Source organism: Borreliella burgdorferi B31 (assembly GCF_000008685.2).
In the GTDB taxonomy this organism is placed as follows: domain Bacteria; phylum Spirochaetota; class Spirochaetia; order Borreliales; family Borreliaceae; genus Borreliella; species Borreliella burgdorferi.
The window spans coordinates 705,544-724,186 of record NC_001318.1; the positions used below are offsets into that span (position 1 = coordinate 705,544).

General features: G+C 29.3%; 15 protein-coding genes. 10 read left to right on the forward strand and 5 right to left on the reverse strand.

Translation table 11 applies throughout. From position 1 onward, the window contains the following. Nucleotides 1-36: 36 nt before the first annotated feature. From flaA to BB_RS03405, 5 genes are all read left to right on the forward strand, one after another. Nucleotides 37-1,062, forward strand: coding sequence for a flagellar filament outer layer protein FlaA (gene flaA / locus BB_RS03385; protein ID WP_002656539.1), 1,026 nt, complete (start codon nt 37-39; stop codon nt 1,060-1,062). Between the two features lie 67 nt (nt 1,063-1,129). Then, nucleotides 1,130-3,724, forward strand: coding sequence for a chemotaxis protein CheA (locus BB_RS03390; protein WP_010889794.1), 2,595 nt, complete (start codon nt 1,130-1,132; stop codon nt 3,722-3,724). A 6-nt stretch (nt 3,725-3,730) separates the two neighbouring features. Beyond that, on the forward strand, nt 3,731-5,131 hold the full coding sequence (locus BB_RS03395; protein ID WP_010889795.1) for a CheR family methyltransferase: 1,401 nt from the start codon (nt 3,731-3,733) through the stop codon (nt 5,129-5,131). Between the two features lie 11 nt (nt 5,132-5,142). Then, entirely contained in the window at nt 5,143-5,628 is a 486-nt protein-coding gene (locus BB_RS03400) for a chemotaxis protein CheX (RefSeq protein ID WP_002557258.1), read from the forward strand. Between the two features lie 39 nt (nt 5,629-5,667). Then, entirely contained in the window at nt 5,668-6,108 is a 441-nt protein-coding gene (locus BB_RS03405; RefSeq protein WP_002557259.1) for a response regulator, read from the forward strand. 40 nt (nt 6,109-6,148) lie between these two features. Here BB_RS03405 and BB_RS03410 read toward each other — a convergent pair whose 3' ends face one another. Genes BB_RS03410 through BB_RS03425 form a run of 4 tightly spaced genes read right to left on the reverse strand, consistent with a single transcriptional unit; the run spans nt 6,149 to nt 9,223 of the window. Beyond that, nucleotides 6,149-6,664, reverse strand: a complete 516-nt coding sequence (locus BB_RS03410) for a hypothetical protein (protein WP_002657403.1) — start codon at nt 6,662-6,664, stop codon at nt 6,149-6,151. Beyond that, a complete protein-coding gene (locus BB_RS03415) occupies nt 6,661-7,707 on the reverse strand; it encodes a hypothetical protein (RefSeq protein ID WP_002657405.1) in 1,047 nt (348 codons plus the stop codon). Before BB_RS03415 ends, BB_RS03410 begins: the two co-directional genes overlap by 4 nt. Continuing rightward, a complete protein-coding gene (locus tag BB_RS03420; protein ID WP_002656630.1) occupies nt 7,701-8,564 on the reverse strand; it encodes a hypothetical protein in 864 nt (287 codons plus the stop codon). The genes BB_RS03415 and BB_RS03420 overlap by 7 nt, the downstream gene beginning before the upstream one ends. Beyond that, a complete protein-coding gene (locus tag BB_RS03425) occupies nt 8,561-9,223 on the reverse strand; it encodes an HAD family hydrolase (protein ID WP_010889796.1) in 663 nt (220 codons plus the stop codon). Before BB_RS03425 ends, BB_RS03420 begins: the two co-directional genes overlap by 4 nt. A gap of 242 nt (nt 9,224-9,465) precedes the next feature. Between BB_RS03425 and BB_RS03430 the strand changes: the two genes are divergently transcribed. The 5 genes from BB_RS03430 (at nt 9,466) to BB_RS03450 (ending at nt 17,477) form a co-directional block, all read left to right on the forward strand. Further along, nucleotides 9,466-11,076, forward strand: a complete 1,611-nt coding sequence (locus BB_RS03430) for an ABC transporter ATP-binding protein (protein WP_002657011.1) — start codon at nt 9,466-9,468, stop codon at nt 11,074-11,076. Continuing rightward, a complete protein-coding gene (locus tag BB_RS03435; protein WP_002655968.1) occupies nt 11,077-12,228 on the forward strand; it encodes an ABC transporter permease in 1,152 nt (383 codons plus the stop codon). It begins immediately after the preceding gene. Continuing rightward, nucleotides 12,200-13,126, forward strand: coding sequence for an ABC transporter permease (locus BB_RS03440; protein WP_002656061.1), 927 nt, complete (start codon nt 12,200-12,202; stop codon nt 13,124-13,126). The genes BB_RS03435 and BB_RS03440 overlap by 29 nt, the downstream gene beginning before the upstream one ends. Nucleotides 13,127-13,283: 157 nt before the next feature. Next, complete coding sequence (locus BB_RS03445) at nt 13,284-15,545, forward strand: methyl-accepting chemotaxis protein (protein ID WP_010889797.1); 2,262 nt, start codon at nt 13,284-13,286, stop codon at nt 15,543-15,545. A 30-nt stretch (nt 15,546-15,575) separates the two neighbouring features. After that, nucleotides 15,576-17,477 (forward strand): methyl-accepting chemotaxis protein, encoded by a 1,902-nt coding sequence (locus BB_RS03450; protein WP_002657417.1) that lies wholly within the window; start codon nt 15,576-15,578, stop codon nt 17,475-17,477. Between the two features lie 42 nt (nt 17,478-17,519). On the opposite strand, the gene mnmA is transcribed toward BB_RS03450, so the two are convergent. Beyond that, nucleotides 17,520-18,587, reverse strand: coding sequence for a tRNA 2-thiouridine(34) synthase MnmA (gene mnmA, locus BB_RS03455; protein WP_002657419.1), 1,068 nt, complete (start codon nt 18,585-18,587; stop codon nt 17,520-17,522). Between the last annotated feature and the right edge of the window lie 56 nt (nt 18,588-18,643).

An 18,643-nucleotide genomic window follows, 5' to 3' on the forward strand; every position in this document is an offset into this window, starting at 1 on the left:
TTATAAAAGATTTATATATATAAGGAGTTGGTTTACATGAAAAGGAAAGCTAAAAGTATTTTATTTTTTTTATTATCCACTGTTCTTTTTGCTCAAGAGACTGATGGATTAGCAGAGGGTTCTAAAAGGGCAGAGCCTGGAGAATTAGTTTTAGATTTTGCCGAGCTTGCAAGAGATCCAAGTTCAACTAGACTTGATCTTACAAATTATGTTGATTATGTATATTCGGGCGCTTCTGGTATTGTTAAGCCGGAAGATATGGTTGTAGATCTTGGGATAAATAATTGGAGCGTTTTACTTACTCCTTCTGCAAGGTTGCAGGCTTACGTTAAAAATTCAGTTGTTGCGCCCGCTGTTGTTAAGAGTGAGTCAAAAAGGTACGCAGGTGATACTATTTTAGGGGTAAGAGTTTTGTTTCCAAGCTATTCTCAATCATCTGCTATGATTATGCCACCATTTAAAATTCCTTTTTATTCAGGGGAAAGTGGCAATCAATTTTTAGGCAAAGGTCTTATTGATAACATTAAAACCATGAAAGAAATTAAGGTATCTGTTTATAGTTTAGGGTATGAGATAGATCTTGAGGTTTTATTTGAAGATATGAATGGCATGGAATATGCTTATTCTATGGGTACTTTAAAGTTTAAAGGGTGGGCTGATTTAATTTGGTCAAATCCTAACTATATTCCTAATATATCATCCAGAATTATTAAAGACGATGTTCCAAATTATCCTCTTGCTTCAAGTAAAATGAGATTTAAGGCTTTTAGAGTTTCAAAGTCACACAGTTCAAAAGAGCAAAATTTCATCTTTTATGTTAAAGATTTAAGAGTTCTTTATGATAAGTTGAGTGTTTCAATAGATTCTGATATTGACAGTGAGTCTGTATTTAAAGTTTATGAGACTAGCGGAACTGAATCCCTTCGTAAATTAAAGGCACACGAAACTTTTAAAAGAGTTTTAAAGCTTAGAGAAAAAATTTCTATGCCTGAAGGCTCTTTCCAAAACTTTGTAGAAAAGATTGAGAGTGAAAAACCTGAAGAATCATCTCCGAAAAATTAGGTTTAAATTAATATGTAAAGCTACCTAAAAGGTTTGCTTTACATATTAAAATAATAGGAAATAGTATATGGAAATATTAGATTTGGAAAATGAAGAGCTTTTAGGAGTTTTTTTTGAAGAAGCTCAAAATCTTGTAGATATCCTTGAAGAGAATATTATGTCATTAGAGGATGATCCTAATAATTCTGATACTATTGATGAAATATTCAGGGCAGCTCATACTTTAAAAGGAAGCTCTGCTTCTCTTGATATGATGGAGTTATCTGATTTTACCCATATTGTCGAAGATGTTTTTGATGCTATTAGAGATGGTAAGGTAAATATAAATAATGATCTTGTTGATCTGCTTTTAAGTTCATTAGATGTTATCAAGGAAATGCTTGCGCTTCGTATTGATGGCAAGGTTTATTTAAATGACATAAGTGATCTTAAAAGCAAATTAAAGCAATTTTTAGTAATTGATGATCAGACTTTTATTAAGAGATTTGATGGAAATTCAATTAAAAACAATTTTTGTCTTTCAGAATCAGATCTTGAGGAGATAAGAGAAGGGCTAGGAATTGGACAAAAGGTTTTAAGGATCAGTGTTGTTTTTAATTCAAATAGCAATTCTGAAGTTGAAAATAGTGGGCTAAAAATATTTAATATTTTAAAAAATTTAGGATCTGTACTTCATACAATTCCTAAATATGAGCAAATCATAGAGGATAAATTTTTAAAAAGGGTTGATTATTATCTGATATATTCAGATATAGAAGGCGTGAAAAAAAGTTTAGATTCTTTAAATTTAATTGAAAGCTATTTGGTTGATGAATTTAACGTAAAAGAAGAATTAAAAAAGCTTGCAGATGAAGAGATTAAAGATGTTGATTTAGATTCCAATTTTGTTTTAAATGATAATTTTGATTTTACAGAGGATGAGATTTCTGATTTATTACTTGAGGTTGAAAATCAAAAGTTATTTAAAGTTAGATTGGATTTTGTAAAAGACAATCCTATGGCTACTATTAGTGGGCTTCAAATGCTTCAAGCATTAAAAAGTCTTGGTAAAATTTTCAAGTCTATCCCAGATTCTAGCGAATTATTGGCAGATAAGTTTTTTGATTTTGTAATATATTACTTAATATCAAATACCAGTGAAGAAAGTATTGCTAAAAAGATTAATTTACCAGATGTTGTTAGTCATTTTGAAATCAAAAATGTTAATTTAGAATCTTTAAAGAGCGTAAGGCTAAAAGAAGATGATGAAGCACCTTTTAAGGAAAATAAAAATATTAAGAAAAATAGTCCAATTAGTGTTAATTTAATTAGAATAGATAGCAAAAAAATAGATTACATATTAAATCTTGTCAGTGAGGCTGTAATAAGTAAATCATCTTATAATCAAATAAATTCAGAAATGATTACATTATTTTATAATTTTAATTATTTTTATGATTATCAAGAAAGTTTTCAGAGAAACTTTTTAATTGATTTAAAGATAGTTTTCAAAGATGCAGGCTTAACATTAGAAGATGAGATCGAATCACATATTAATTCTTTGATGAGTTTTAAAATGGAAAAGGCTCTTAAGGATATATCTGAATTGAGAAATTCTTTTTTCAGACTTCTTCAAAATTTTAAAATGACCTCTGGGCGGCTGTCAAGAATAATTACAGATTTGCATGAGAGTGTTTTAAAAACCAGAATGTTACCAATATCTAATATATTTTCAAGGTTTACAAGAGTCGTAAGAGATCTTTCAAAGAAATTAAATAAGATTGTGAATCTTAAAATGGAAGGGGAAGAAACTGAGCTTGATAAGTCTGTTATAGATGACCTTGTAGATCCTTTGATGCATTGTGTTAGAAATTCAATGGATCATGGCCTTGAAACAGTTGAAGAGAGAGTTAAAAGGGGAAAGAGCAAAGCAGGTACTATAATTTTGCGTGCCAAGAATGAAGGTAATGTAATATCAATTGAGATTGAAGATGATGGGATTGGTATAGATCCAAAGGTCATTAGGCGCAAATTAATTGAAAAGGGAACAATAAAAGAAGATGCAATTTACTCTGATTTTGAACTTATTAACTTAATTTTTGCTCCTGGGTTTTCAACAGCAGTTCAAGTGACAGACCTTTCAGGTAGAGGAGTTGGTCTTGACGTTGTGAAAAAAAGCATTGAAAAGCTTAATGGAACTATTTTGGTGGAATCAGAAATTGGTCTTGGAACAATTTTTAAAATTAAACTACCATTGACGTTAGTGATTATACAAGGTCTTTTAGTAAAGTCGGGGTCTGAGACTTATGTTATTCCTTTAAATAATGTTCTTGAAACTCATAGAATAACTGAACATGATATAAAATTGCTTGAAAATTATCATGAAGTTTATAATTTAAGAGATGAAGTCATTTCTGTTCTCAGGCTTGATAAACTTTTTAACATAACAAGGGATGATTCATTAATAGAAAAATTTTTAATAGTTGTTAATACTAGCAACATGAAGATAGCAATTGTTGTAGACTCTATTCTTGGTGAGGAAGATTTTGTAGTAAAGCCTATTAAGGATAAATTTTCATCAAGCGCGGGTATAGTTGGGGCTACTACGCTTGGCAATGGTAAGGTTGTATTGATAATTGATGTTTTTAAACTTTTTGATTTACAAAAGGATACTAAGGAGTGATCTCTTGTGCAGATAAAAGAAATTTATTTTGGACCCAAAATTTTAGATGATAAAAATTCTAATTCTAAATTGACCAATTTTGATTTTAAAGTTGTTTCTTTTGAGCTTGGGTCGGATCATTATTTAGTAGACATTATGCAGGTTAAAGAAATTAGAAAATCTAGTAATTTTACTTATGTTCCAAATGCCAAAAAGTATGTTGCTGGGCTTGATAATTTACGGGGTGAAATAATTCCTATTATAGATCTTAGAATAATGTTTAATTTAGAATTTAATAAAAAAGATATTGAAGATATTATGGTTTTAAAAAACGAAGACCTTCTTATAGGGGTAATTGTTGATAAAATTAATAATGTTTTTTCAATAGATTCTAGCCTTATTCAAGATCCACATCCAGTTTTATCTCAGGATTCTTTAATAAACTATATAAAAGGCGTTGTAGATTATAACGAAAAGCTTTATATACTTCTTAATGTTTTTAAAATTTTTAATTATGGTGAAGAAGAAAAGTTATTAAAACCTGGTCAAAATTTTGTTGAAAAAAGCGACTTTGTAAGCGATTGTGATAATTTAGATATACTAGAAAATTCTAAGAATGATTTTTCCAATAAGGTTTCTTCAAAAAATGATGGTAACAATGAAAATTCAACTCTAAACAATACTGCAGCTTTTAATTTGGAAAATATTAAAAAAAATCTTTTGAAATACTCGTTTAATGCTTCTTTGGTAAATGATGTGTTTTTGGAAAAAGTTGGAGTAAAATTTAATATGGTTGATACTGATTACTTGCCTTGCGATAGTTTTTTAAATGAATTTTATTCAAAATCATCGGGAAATTTGTGGGGAGCTGATTGTTTGGAAGAATTTAAAAATGAAATTGTTGAGAGTCGCTTAAGTTTTATGAATAACTTAAATTCTATTTTCAATGTATTGGAAATTGGTTGTGGTAGTGGAAAGGAGACTATGGCTTTAGCCAATGCTTTGTCTGAATATTATGTAAAACCTTTTAAGTTGACGGCCATTGATAATGATTTATCAAAAGTTGTTGAAACTTCTAGGTTGGTGTTTTCAGAGTCAGAAATTGGCATTAGTGAAATTTATAGTAGGAATTCTTTTGAACAAAGTCCCGGAGTTTATAAATTTAAGTCAGAAATCCTAAGTAATGTTTTGTTTGAATATTCCGATGCTCTTTTTTCAGATTTGCCTGATAATTTGGGAATGGTTTTTTTAAAAGATGTTTTATGTTTCTTGGATAGTAAAGATCAGATTTTAATTTTAAATATCATTGCTTCCAAAGCTATTAAAGGGGCTCTTTTGGTTTTGGGAGATAACGAAGAGCTTAAAAATAATGATGTTTTTATAAAAGAGAAATCCACAAAATATTTTAACTTGTACAGGAAAGTCTAAAGGAGAAATTAATGAGAATAGATTATATAGAGCCATTTTTGGATGCTGCTTCTTCGGTTTTAAGAGATATGTTGCTTGTTGAGAATATAGAAATGGGTAAGCCCGGGCTTAAGTCGATAAATCAAAAGATAAAAGGTGTTTCTGTAATAGTAGGGCTTGCTGGGTCTGTTGAGGGCAGTATAATTATTGATATGGACATAGAAACAGCTCTTTTTGTTGCTTCTAAATTAAATTTTGAAGAGTATGATGATTTTGACGATGAAGAAACAAAAGAGATGGTTGCTGCAACTCTAACTGAGGTTGGCAATATTATTGCTGGAAATTTTGTTACCACTTTGCATGCCAAGGGTTTTGTATTTGATATAACCCCCCCAGCTTTTATTTATGGAGAAAATATGAAAATAAGTAATAAAGGTTCTGAGGCTTTAATTGTTCCTTTTTCTTTGCCTGATGGTAAAATTATAGAAGTTAATATTGCAATAAGAGAGAGGGTTTGATATGAAAAAAATTCTTTTTATTAGAAGAGAGAGGTTAATATGATTCAAAAGACTACAATTGCTGCAGATTCTTCATCTAAGCCTAGAGGAATCAATTATGATACAGGCATTCCTTTTAATGTTTTAATTGTTGATGACTCTGTTTTTACCGTAAAGCAGCTTACTCAAATTTTTACATCAGAGGGCTTTAATATTATTGATACGGCAGCTGATGGAGAAGAGGCTGTGATAAAATACAAGAATCATTATCCTAATATTGATATTGTCACTCTTGATATTACTATGCCCAAAATGGATGGAATAACTTGTCTTTCTAATATTATGGAATTTGATAAAAATGCTAGAGTGATAATGATATCTGCTTTAGGCAAGGAACAATTAGTTAAGGATTGCTTAATAAAAGGAGCAAAAACATTTATTGTTAAACCATTAGATAGGGCAAAGGTTCTTCAAAGAGTAATGTCTGTATTTGTTAAATAAATTATTTATAAAAAAAGTTCAAGCTTTAATTTTATTATTTTCATTCCCTTGGGAAAAAAATCATTTCATTACTTATTTTATCTAAATTCTTTAAAAAATAAGTAATGTTAAGGTTAAATATTTTTAGAGGTTCTGCATTATTTTCTATGTAAAGTTCTAATTTGTAAAATCCTTTTTTTGTATATATTAGTGAATGGCTTTTAAAAATTCCATTTATATTTTTGATTTTAAATATTTTATATTTTAAAAATTTTTTATCAATGAGTTCGCTTTGAATTAGATATTTATTTGCTTCTTTGTAGTTTGAATTTAATAAGCTGTAGTTAGTTTTATTGAGCATTATGCTTTTTACAAAATGTTCTGTTAGTTTATAAATATTTTTTTCTATTTCGCTTGTTGGAAAATTGGTATAGTATTCTTTTTCTAAAATTAAATTATAAGACGAATATTTTTTTATTTCTTCATCTGCTCTTTTTTCAATTGAAATGTCCAAAAGTCTGGCATTAAGTGGAAAATCTAACAATGCAAGCAGCATTATAATTATTTGAATTTTCATTTTATTTCCTGGTTTTTATTAATTATTTTTTTTACTTTTTCAATTTCTAAAGGTATTTTGCTTTTTCGCTTTGAGTTTAGTTTTTCTTTTAGCAAGAGATTGTTAAATGATTTTGCAAGTTCATATACTTTTTCTTCGCTTAAAGTAAAAGGAATTTGAATTTTTCGATATTCTAATGGGTCTTGTAAAATTTTTGTCATTAAAATAATAGGATTTAAAAAGCTTGCTTTAAAAAATTTATAAAAATTCATTAAAAAAATAGTAAATGATGCAAACAATGTAAATAGAAAAATTCCAAGAATAGAATCGCTTTTTCTTTGCAAATATTTATCTATATAAAATTTTGTTTTCTCCATTTCTATTACTCTATATTCACTGGGACTGTAGTAAACAAATATTTCGTCTGATTTTGAGTATATTATGTCATCTTTTTCCTTGATTATTAAGATGAAGGGATATTTTTCTTTAATGTAAGCTTTTTCATTTATTATTGATATATTTTTAATGATATTAAATTCTTGTTTTTCTGGTATTGAATTTACAATTTTTGAGCTTGATATTATTATAAAAAATGTAAATGGTATTAATAAGCTCATTGAAAATGTCCTAGCAAATGCTATTAGTATTAGGTTCTTTTCTTTTGAATTGTAATATATTTCTATTATTAGGTCATTAAACCTAAGAAGTCTTAAAAATCTTAACTTGAAAAGTGATAGCATTATTGGATTTAATATTGTTTCATGGGCGACAATTATGTTTTTAAGCTGATATGAGCTATAAAACGCTAAAGGAATAAGGCAGTGGATTATATCGAAGAATAGATTGTTTCTGACGTAGATTTCTAATCTTTGGGAAAGGTAGGCCTTGGTTATTTTGTATAAAAAAATGAAAATAAAAATTGTGTCAAATAGAAACCCAAGAAATATTAGTGCAAATCGTATTTTGTATGGTAAAAAAAGAATTATTGAGAGTTCTTCGATTAAAAGTTCAAATATTGAAAAAATTATTATTGCTTTTAAGAAAATTGAAAATTTTTTTACCATTTATTTACCTTGGCTATTTCTGATAATTCTTTAATTATTCTTGAATCATATTCTCTAGAGCCCGACTGTTTTATTGAAAACCAACTTTCATCATACCCAATAAAACCTTTAACCGGATTGTTTTTGTATTTTGGAGTTCTTGCTCTGGCTGAAAAAATGGCAATTAATGTTGAAATTGGAGACATTGTTTGTAAGGTCTCATATTTGAAAAAGCTTTCAATTATAAGCTTAGCTGTCTTTTCGTCTAGAAAGTCGGTATCATTGCTTATTGCTTTTGAAGTGGATTCAATGTTTTTAGTAGTAAGCTCTATTCCTTTTTCAAAGCAGTATTTAATTACCAATACTTTTAAGAGAAGTAGTATCTTTATATAATTTTTTATGATGTCTGATGAATAAAGTGCTTTATTTTCCTTTTGTATTAAGTATATTGTATAAGAGTTTTTTCCTTCAAATAGTTTGTTTATATAAAAAGTAATGTATCCATTGCTTATGGTATTAAAATTATAAAAGAATTCTTTTCTTAAAGATGAGTTGACTTTGACAAAGTTAAATATCAAATTTAAGTCGTTTTTTGTCAATTCTTTACTAAAAAGAGGCTTTACAATGTTAAAATCAATAGCTTCAATGCCAGATAAAACAAATGGGGTAATCATTATATCTGTTTTATCCTTGACGTATTGAATTAGGTCTTTTATTTCTGATTCAAAATCATTTTTGATAAATGTAGCAATTGTTTTTTTGTTTTCTTTTAAATAGTTGAGTATTTCAATTTCTTTTTCTATGGCAGATAAACTTTTTATACTTTCATGATTGAATAGATAATGATATAAATAAGGAAAATATGGTTTTGTATTCATTTTATTAGGTCCAATAGTTCAAGTGGATTGTGTATTATATGTTTTGCTCCACTTTCTTTTAATTCTTGAACACTTCTAAATCCCCAAGAAACCCCTATTGGCATAAATCCAGCGTTTAGTGCGGTTAGCATATCCACATCGCTGTCTCCAATATATGCAATTTCTTCTTTTTGGGCATTTAATTCTAATATCATATCAAGGGCATTTTCAGGATCTGGCTTTGGTGGAAAATTTTTTGAATAACCCCTGATTTCAAAAAACAATATATTTCCAAAAATATTTTTCACCAAATTTATTAATTCTTCGTGGTTCTTATTGCTTAAAATTCCAATTGGAATGTTAAGCTTATTCATAGTTTCTAAAAGGGGTTTTATATTTTCATATGGTTTTGTTTGGAATGAAAGGTTTTTATTGTATTCTTTAACAAATTCTTTGTAAAGTTTTTCTTGTAAATTAGGATTATCATGTTCAAGAGATAATAGCTTTAGAGTGTCTATTACAAACTTGTTAAATCCTCTGCCAACAAGGGCATTGAATTTGCTTAGTTCTATTTTACTGTATCCTAAGTTTGAAAGAGCAGAATTCATTGAGAATGCAATATCCATTATACTATTTACCAGTGTTCCATCCATATCAAAAATGCAGGCTTTGATTTTCATAATACTCTCTTTTGTAATAATTTATTTATTCTTTTATTTTAACATTAATTTGCTCTCTTTATTAAGGTTTTTATATTTTAAGCATTTTTATTTATTAGCAATTAATTTTTATAGATAATTTATTTTGTTTATTAAAATTTAAAATGCTATTGAAAATATAAATTTTAAGCTTTATTATATTTCATTAGAATAGAATATTGTAAGTCATTTATGTTTGATATTTATATTAGGATTAAAGCTTGATGAAAGAAGATGTACTAGTATTAGAAAATATTACAAAAAAGTATGGTGATTTTGTTGCCAATGATAATGTTTCTATTAAATTTAAGGCAGGCGAAGTTCATGCTATTCTTGGAGAAAATGGTGCTGGAAAGACTACCTTAATGAAAACTATTTATGGGATTCATCAAGTAAATAGTGGTCGAATTATTTTAAAAGGTCAAGAAATAAACTTTAAGGATTCAAGCGAAGCTATTCGAAATGGGATTGGAATGGTTTTCCAACACTTTATGTTAATTCCGCAATTTACTGCTGTTCAAAACATTATTTTGGGATATGAAAATTCAAAATTTGGTTTTCTTGATTACAAACAAGCTAGAAAAAAGATAAGTTCTCTTTCGGAAAAGTATGGTTTAAAGATAGATTTAGAAAAAAGGGTTGAAGACTTGAGTGTTGGCATGGAACAAAAAATAGAGATATTGAAAGTTCTTTATCGAAATGCAGATATTATTATTTTTGATGAACCTACAGCAGTGCTTGCTCCAAGTGAAGTTGATGATTTTATAAATATTTTAAAGGTACTCGCCCAAGAGGGTCATACTGTAATACTTATTACCCATAAAATAAAAGAAATTAGATCTATTGCAAAGAAATGTACAATTATGCGTCTTGGGAAGGTTGTAAAAACTGTTAATATTGCTGATATTGATGACAAAGATCTTACAAAATTAATGATAGGAAAAGAAGTTGCACTTCGCTCATCTAAAATTAAATTTGAAAATCATTTTAATATTCTTGAAATAAAGAATTTAAGTGTTAAAGATGAGAGAGGAGTTTTAAAAGTTAAAGACGTTAATCTTGATCTGAGAAATGGAGAAATTCTTGGAATATCAGGTATTGAGGGGAGTGGTCAGGAGGATTTAGTTGATGCAATTTTGGGTTTGAAAAGCATATTTAAGGGCGATATTTTGAAAAAAAATTCTTCGGGGAATTTGGAATCTTTAAAAGGTTTAACTATTAAACAAAGAATAGATAAAAAAATTGGCAATATTCCTTCGGACAGGCAAAAACACGGCCTTATTTTAGAATTCAATGTTATGCAAAATATTGGACTTAAGAGCTTTGATAATCCTGATTATTTGAGATTAAAAACAATTCATTTGAAGAGTAATTTTGATTTAAAATTCAATTTTTTCAATTTTATTAAAAGACAATTCAATAAGTTTAAAAAACAATTTGTGGGGTTTGATCTTAATATTTTAAGAAAATTGAGCAATCAACTTGTAAGTCATTTTGATATTAGACCAAGAGATATTTTAAGCAAGGTAAAGCATTTATCCGGAGGTAATCAACAAAAAGTTATTGTTGCTCGTGAGATTAGTTTAGAGCCAGATATTCTTTTGGCTATTCAGCCTACAAGAGGCCTTGATGTTGGAGCTGTTGAGAATATTTACAAAAGAATAATAGAGCAAAGAGATGCGGGTAGATCTGTTTTATTGGTTTCTCTTGAACTTGATGAGCTTGTTAATGTTTGTGACAGGATAGCTGTAATGCATGGTGGAAGAATAGTGGGCATTTTAGAGGATAATTTTGATATTGATGTTATTGGTAAAATGATGATAGGCTTAAGCTAAATGACAATTAGTAAAAACGTATTTAGTAAATTTATTTTGAAATTTTTAAATTCTTCAGCATTTGTTAGTGTATTTGCTCTATTTGTTGGATTTTTAATTGTTGGGCTAGTGGTGATGGGGCTTGGTCATTCTCCTTTTAGAATGTATTTTATAATATTAGAAATTATTTTTTCTTCTCCCAAACATTTAGGTTATGTTTTAAGTTATTCAGCTCCTTTGATTTTTACAGGTCTTTCTATTGGTATTTCTTTAAAAGCGGGTCTTTTTAATATTGGGGTTGAAGGCCAGTTTATACTAGGATCTATTGTTGCTTTAATAGCATCAGTTTTACTTGATTTGCCTCCAATTTTACATGTAATTACTATTTTTATTATTACTTTTTTAGCTTCAGGCAGTTTAGGAATTTTAATCGGATATTTAAAAGCCAAATTCAATATTAGCGAAGTGATTTCAGGAATAATGTTTAATTGGATATTATTTCATTTAAATAATATAATTTTAGATTTTAGTTTTATTAAAAGAGATAATAGTGATTTTTCAAAACCCATTAAAGAAAGCGCATATATTGATTTTTTAGCTTCTTGGAAGCTCTCACCAGAAGGTCTTGCTTATAGATCTTCTCATCCTTTTGTTAATGAGCTTTTAAAAGCACCTCTTCATTTTGGAATAATTTTAGGTATAATTTTTGCTATTTTAATATGGTTTTTACTTAATAAAACTATTATTGGATTTAAAATAAATGCCACAGGAAGTAATATTGAAGCTTCAAGATGTATGGGTATTAATGTAAAAGCTGTGCTAATTTTTTCAATGTTTCTCTCAGCAGCTGTTGCAGGTCTTGCTGGTGCTATTCAACTTATGGGTGTTAATAAAGCTATATTTAAGCTTTCTTATATGCAAGGAATTGGTTTTAATGGGATAGCTGCTTCTCTTATGGGAAACAATTCGCCAATTGGCATAATATTTTCTAGCATTCTTTTTTCTATATTGCTTTATGGAAGCAGTAGAGTTCAAAGTTTAATGGGCCTTCCATCTTCAATTGTATCTTTGATGATGGGAATAATTGTTCTTGTAATTTCTGCTAGCTATTTTTTAAATAAAATTGTTTTAAAAGGTGTTAAGCGTGTCAAATATAATAATATTCTTGATTAGTGAAACTTTAATAAATTCTCAAACCTTAATTTTAGCTGGTCTTGGGGGTCTTATAAGCGAGAAAAGTGGAATTATTAATATTGGACTTGAAGGAATAATGACAATAGGAGCATTTTCAGGAGCTACAGTTGCATATTTTACAAATGATCCATTGTTTTCAATTTTTGCTGGTGGGCTAGCAGGGCTTGTTCTTGCTATTTTGCACGCTGTTTTTACAATTTTTTTAAAATCAGATCAAATTATAACCGGAATGGCACTTAATTTTTTAGGACCCGCTATTGCTGTTTTTATAAGCACTTTGATTTTTTCTTCTATTTCAACTCCGCCTATAGAAATAAAGTTGCCGATACTTTTTGATGGAATTTTAAACAAAACATCTTTTATTTTTCAAATTTTTGGCAAAAGATATTCTGTATACATTGCAATCCTAAGTGTGGTTTTGTTTCATATTGTTTTCAAATACACTAAAATTGGGCTTAGAATTAATGCAAGTGGTGAAAATCCAGAGGTATTAGAGTCTGTTGGAGTTAGTGTAAATAAAATTAGATTTTTTTGCGTTCTTTTGAGTGGTTTTTTAGCAGGGGTTTCAGGTGCTGTTCTTACAACGGTGGTTGCATCAAGTTATGTGCAAGGGGTTACAGGTGGACAAGGTTTTATTGCTATTGTAATGTTGATTTTTGGAAAATGGACGCCTTTGGGAGTTTTAATAGGCAGTTTTTTGTTTTCATTTGTGAAAACTTTGGCAATTGTTTTGGCTCAATTACCCTTTTTTTCTTTAATAATGCCTCCCAAAATGTTAGTGATTACCCCATATTTAATTATTATTCTAAGTCTTATCTTTTTTTCAAAAAAAAATTATGCGCCTAAGTTCTTAGGAATAACCTATAAAAAGCATTAGCAGTTAATAATAATAGTTTATAATTTGTTTTTCATGTTGTGAAAATTCTTTTATTTTTTTGAGAGTTTTTGATTTTTTGCTGTAAATTTTTTTTTGATACCCTTTGGTCTTGAGTTTATTTGATTAAATAAGTAGGTGATTTGTGAGGTAGTTTATTATGTTATTGAAGCTTAAATACAGGTTTGTTGGATTTTTATTATTGTTTTTAATTTTTATACTGCTACTTTTTTCCACGATTTTTAATTTTGTTTTATGCGGTTATTTAGAAGATTATTATAAGCAGCTTACAAGGGCGCAAGTAAGAAGAGCAGCTTTTTCTTTGCAATCTTTTTTAGACACCCTGCATGTCATAATCAATGGTGCAGCTTCTAATTTGGCACTTGAAACCATATCAGAATTTGCAATGTCTGAGAATAGAGGAAAAGATTTCTCTGAGTCGGAATTGATAGATTTAAGAAAAAATCCAAAATTTGTTATTGACTCTGTAAAGGTGAGCAAAAAATATCGACAATACTTATACAATTTTATGGCCAATCTTAAAAATGATACCCTTTTTGAAGAATTCGCTTTTTTTGATTTTGAAGGGAGAGTAATTGTTAGCACAAGACATGAGAATAATATGGATTTTGGTCATTCTGAGGCTAATACCAATTATTTTAAAAAAGCTGTTGAGGATTATAGGCAAAACCAATTAAAATTTATAGGTTGGTATTCAAATCTTTCTGAAGGAATATCCGCAGAAGTTGCTATTAGGTCTAAACAAAGCGAAAAAAAGGCTTTTGCAATAATTGTACCTGTATATTCCCCAGAAGATAAACTTGTTTGTGGGTATTTGGCCGGATATTTGCTTAATGATATTGTGGCAGATAGTTTTGATAGATTTAGATTCGGTTTTTATAAAAGAGGCAATTTTATTTATGTGGATCCCAACAATATAGCAGTTAATCCTTTTGAAGAATATAATGAAACCAGCAGGGTTAGTTCTAAATTTTTGAATGTTCTTAAAGATGTTTTCTCTAAGCCCCCTTTTCCATCAAACATTGCCAGTGAAGTGTCGGTTTACACTATTGATAGAATACTTTTGTCCGAAATGGGAGAAGATTGTTATTATGCAATGTTGCCCATAAGTAGTAAATTGGGAGAAAAGAGTGGAGTACTTATTGCTAGGCTTCCTTATAAGGATATTTACGGAGTAATATCTAGTCTAAGATTTCAGTATATTTTATATTCAGTCTTAGGCATTATAGCATTAAGTATTGTTCTTTCAATTAGAATAGACAGGATTATTAGTTTTCGTTTAAACGCAATTAGAGTTCTAGTTCAAGATATGGTTAAGGGCAATTTAGATAAAGATTATGCTCTTGATGATGATGAAAATACTCTTGATGAACTTGGCATGTTAAGTCTTCAGGTTGTTAAAATGAAAAAAGCTATTTCTGTAGCAATTTCTAGTGTTTTGAGAAATATTAGCTATGTAAATAAGGCAAGTTTAGAAGTTGCCAGTTCAAGTCAAAATTTAAGCTCTAGTGCATTGCAACAGGCATCTGCTCTTGAAGAAATGTCAGCTAATGTTGAGCAAATAGCCTCAGGTGTCAACATGAGCGCCAATAATTCTTATGAAACAGAACAAATAGCTTTAAAGACGAATGAAAATTCTCAGATAGGTGGTAGGGCCGTTGAAGAATCTGTTATTGCTATGCAAGACATTGTGGAGAAAGTTAGTGTTATTGAAGAGATAGCTAGAAAAACCAATTTACTTGCTTTGAATGCGGCTATTGAAGCTGCAAGAGCAGGAGATGAGGGAAAGGGATTTGCTGTTGTGGCCAGTGAGATTAGAAAGTTGGCTGATTTGAGTAAAATTTCTGCTCTTGAGATTGGAGAGTTAGTTGAAGATAACTCTAAGGTAGCAACTGAAGCGGGAGTGATCTTTAAAGAAATGCTACCCGAAATTGAAGAAACGGCTAATCTTGTTAAGAAGATTTCAGAAGGTAGCTCTAAGCAAAGCGATCAGATTGCTCAATTTAAAATGGCTTTAGATCAGGTTGGAGAAGTTGTTCAATCTTCAGCTTCAAGCAGTGAGCAGCTTTCTAGTATGTCCGATAAAATGTTAGAAAAGTCTAAGGAACTTAGAAAATCTGTATTATTTTTCAAAATTAAAGATTCTAAAATTGAAAATCCAGAAAATGATGATTATGATTTCAGGTTAATAGATTGTCCTGAAAATTCTTTTAAAGATGAAAATCAAAATTTGAAAAGCAATGGAATTTCTACTTCAAATGCCAGTGGGCATAATAATTATTCTTTAGATATTGAGAGCGAATCTTCTGTAAGAACTATTAATAAGCGAGTTGATCCTAAAAAAGCTATCGATATTGCTGATAAGGATTTAAATTTTGATGATGATTTTTCAGAGTTTTAGAATTTATTTTTTGTAAAAGAGGTGGTTAGTATGAAGCTTAAAGCTAGGATGTTGCTACTTGTTCTTATTCTGATAGCATTCTTTATATCAATTTTGTTTTTTGCTTTTGGAATGCTTATTAATAGTAAATTGGTGGATCAACAGTTTAATCTTATGATAAATCTTATTGAAAGCATTAAAAGTTCTTTTAATCTTTACATCTCTTCAATGGAAGAGAAAGTTAGGGTTAGTTCCATGTATTTCAACTCTGCTGAAAAATTTAATGAGGCTAGTAAAATTAAATCCAAAAGGTTGAGCTTTATTTCAGATCAATCTGAAATTCTTATTCAAACCGGTAGTAATATGATGGTTACAGACAAAGAAGGTAAAATAGTGTTTACTACGGCGGTTAAGGATAATAGTGATTTTGGCAAATCTATTGGGGATAGAGAATATTTTACAAAACTTAAGGAGTCTAATAGTATTGTTTACAATTCCTTTGTCATGTTGGCAGATCCCGGGTCTATTGAGGAGTCTTTACTTAAAGATATTTCCAAGATAAAAAATAAAAAAGGTCAGATTCCTTACATATTAATAGGTATGCCATTAAGAGATTTTGAAACAGATAACATTTTTGGTTATTTTATGTTTCTTTATTCAATGGATTATATATATAGGTCTTTTAGAGGGATTAATTTTGGAATACTCTCTAGCGGTCGTGCGCTAGCTTATGATACTACGGGTAGATTGTTGGTTCATCATGTAGTATTGCCAGGTGATATTTTGACTGATATTAGTGCTTCTTATTCCAATATTATTAAGAAAACATCTGAAGATTTGTTGCAAAAGAATAAAGAAATTTCAACTGTTTATTATTATGATCCTAAAAGCAATAAGAAATATGTGGGAATTAGTCAAAAGGTGTTATTAAACTTGTCTAATAATAAATTTATTCTTTTAATGAGAACTTCAGAGGACGATTTTTATTACATGTCACGAGCTACAACTATAATCTTAGCAATTAGTTTTGTATTTACATTACTTATGCTTGCTATTGCAACTCTTTATCTTGTGAAAAAGTTAAGCTCTTCTTTGAATAAGATACTGGAATATTCTGAGAGACTTGCTTCTGGTAATTTTACTGCTGATATTAATTTTGGCAAATGGGATACTGTAGAGCTTTACAGTTTGTACGAAGGGCTTGAGCAGTTGAGAACCAATTTTTCTTCAGTTGCAAAAGGAGTTATTGAAAATCTAGATTATCTTTATGAAAATGCAATTCAAATAGCAAATGCAAGCCAGAATTTAAGTTCTGGCGCTGTTGAGCAGGCTTCTACTTTAGAGCAAATGACAGCAAATATTGAGCAAATTTCACAAGGTGTTTCTGAGAATACTGAAAATGCAGCTACTACTGAAAAAATTGCTGTTAATACTAATGAAAGGACTAAAGAGGGGCATAAATCTGTTGTTAAGGCTATTGAGGCAATGACTGTAATTACTGAAAAAATTGGAATTATTGATGAGATAACAAGGCAAACCAATTTGCTTGCTTTAAATGCCTCGATTGAAGCTGCACGAGTGGGAGAAAAGGGCAAGGGATTTGAAGTGGTAGCTGCTGAGGTTAGAAAGCTTGCAGATCAAAGCAAAGAATCAGCAAGAGAGATTATTGATATTGCAAACAGAAGTTTAACTGTTGCAAGTCGTGCTGGGGAAAATTTTGAACAAATAGTTCCTGGTATGGAACAAACAGCCAGACTTGTAAAAAATATTTCTAATGAAAGTTATAAGCAAAGTGTTCAAATAGAGCAATTTAAAAATGCAATAGAGCAGGTTAGTCAGTTAGTCCAAACTACAGCCTCAAGCAGTGAAGAGCTTTCTGCAATGTCTGAAAAGATGTTAGAGAGTGTAAAAGATTTAAAAGAATCTGTTGATTATTTTAAGATCGAAAAGTAAGTAGAAGATTGAAAAATCTTCTCTAACTTTTTGGGCGGATTATTATTCTATGATTTTAAAAATTTTAGCACCCCCCAGGCATTCTGTGTTTTTATAAAAAATTGCAAATTGTCCTGGGGAGATTCCTTGATCTTTTTTGTTTAAAGAAATTTCCATTAAGTTATTTGTAATAAGTTTTAATTTGCATGAGTATTTCTTTTCGCCATGTCTTATTTTAATTTTGAAATTTTCAAAGTTCGTAGGTGTGTCGTTTATCCAATGTATTTCGTGAACTAAAAATTTGCGTTTTGCTTGTTTTAAATAATTCTCGTTATGGGATATGTATATAATATTTTTTTCCAGATCTTTTTCTATGACGAACCATGGCCCGTTGCTAAGTTTTATTCCTCTTCTTTGTCCAACTGTAAAAAACCAATATCCGTTGTGAATTCCTATTATTTTTCCCGTTTCTTTTTCAATTATATTTCCCTTTTTCTCTCCAAGATGGTATTTGATAAATTCGTTATATTTAATTTTTCCTAAAAAGCAAATACCCTGACTATCTTTTCTATCTTTGTTGGGTAAATTTATGTTTTTAGCTATTTGTCTTACTTCGCTTTTAAGTAATGTGCCTAAGGGAAAGTATAGTTTTGACATTTGTTTTTGAGAGAGATGAGATAAAAAGTAGCTTTGGTCTTTAATTTTATCTTTTGCCTGTTTTAATAAAAATTTACTTTCTTTTATTTGTATTTTAGCGTAATGTCCCGTTACAACCAAATCATATTGGCTATTGATTTTCTCAAAAAATGCTCCAAACTTTATCCTTTGATTGCAAAAAATATCTGGACTTGGGGTATTGCCATTTTTAAGTTCTTCAATAGTATAGCTTACTACTTTGTTATAATATTCTTTTTGAAAGTTTATTATTTCATACGGTACATTAAATTTGTTGCATATAGCTTCAACATAATTTAAATCTTCTTGCCAAGGGCAGTTTCCAATATAAGACAGTTCATCTTCAACCCAGATTTTTAAATAGTAGCATTTTATATTTGAATATCCTTTGTTTATAATTCTATAAAGGGCAACAGAACTGTCGACTCCTCCAGATAAAAGCACGGCTATTTTCATAAACTTCCATTTTTAGGTTTTATTATATAAGATTTTGCTAATTTTTGTAAATTATA

What these genes read in the sequence shown, in the direction of transcription:
- BB_RS03405 (WP_002557259.1), top strand. Translation starts at nt 5,668, where the DNA reads ATGATTCAAAAGACTACAATTGCTGCAGATTCTTCATCTAAGCCTAGA.
- BB_RS03415 (WP_002657405.1), bottom strand. Translation starts at nt 7,707, where the DNA reads ATGGTAAAAAAATTTTCAATTTTCTTAAAAGCAATAATAATTTTTTCA.
- BB_RS03450 (WP_002657417.1), top strand. Translation starts at nt 15,576, where the DNA reads ATGAAGCTTAAAGCTAGGATGTTGCTACTTGTTCTTATTCTGATAGCA.
- BB_RS03445 (WP_010889797.1), top strand. Translation starts at nt 13,284, where the DNA reads ATGTTATTGAAGCTTAAATACAGGTTTGTTGGATTTTTATTATTGTTT.
- flaA (WP_002656539.1), top strand. Translation starts at nt 37, where the DNA reads ATGAAAAGGAAAGCTAAAAGTATTTTATTTTTTTTATTATCCACTGTT.
- BB_RS03425 (WP_010889796.1), bottom strand. Translation starts at nt 9,223, where the DNA reads ATGAAAATCAAAGCCTGCATTTTTGATATGGATGGAACACTGGTAAAT.
- BB_RS03430 (WP_002657011.1), top strand. Translation starts at nt 9,466, where the DNA reads ATGAAAGAAGATGTACTAGTATTAGAAAATATTACAAAAAAGTATGGT.
- BB_RS03420 (WP_002656630.1), bottom strand. Translation starts at nt 8,564, where the DNA reads ATGAATACAAAACCATATTTTCCTTATTTATATCATTATCTATTCAAT.
- mnmA (WP_002657419.1), bottom strand. Translation starts at nt 18,587, where the DNA reads ATGAAAATAGCCGTGCTTTTATCTGGAGGAGTCGACAGTTCTGTTGCC.
- BB_RS03435 (WP_002655968.1), top strand. Translation starts at nt 11,077, where the DNA reads ATGACAATTAGTAAAAACGTATTTAGTAAATTTATTTTGAAATTTTTA.
- BB_RS03410 (WP_002657403.1), bottom strand. Translation starts at nt 6,664, where the DNA reads ATGAAAATTCAAATAATTATAATGCTGCTTGCATTGTTAGATTTTCCA.
- BB_RS03390 (WP_010889794.1), top strand. Translation starts at nt 1,130, where the DNA reads ATGGAAATATTAGATTTGGAAAATGAAGAGCTTTTAGGAGTTTTTTTT.
- BB_RS03400 (WP_002557258.1), top strand. Translation starts at nt 5,143, where the DNA reads ATGAGAATAGATTATATAGAGCCATTTTTGGATGCTGCTTCTTCGGTT.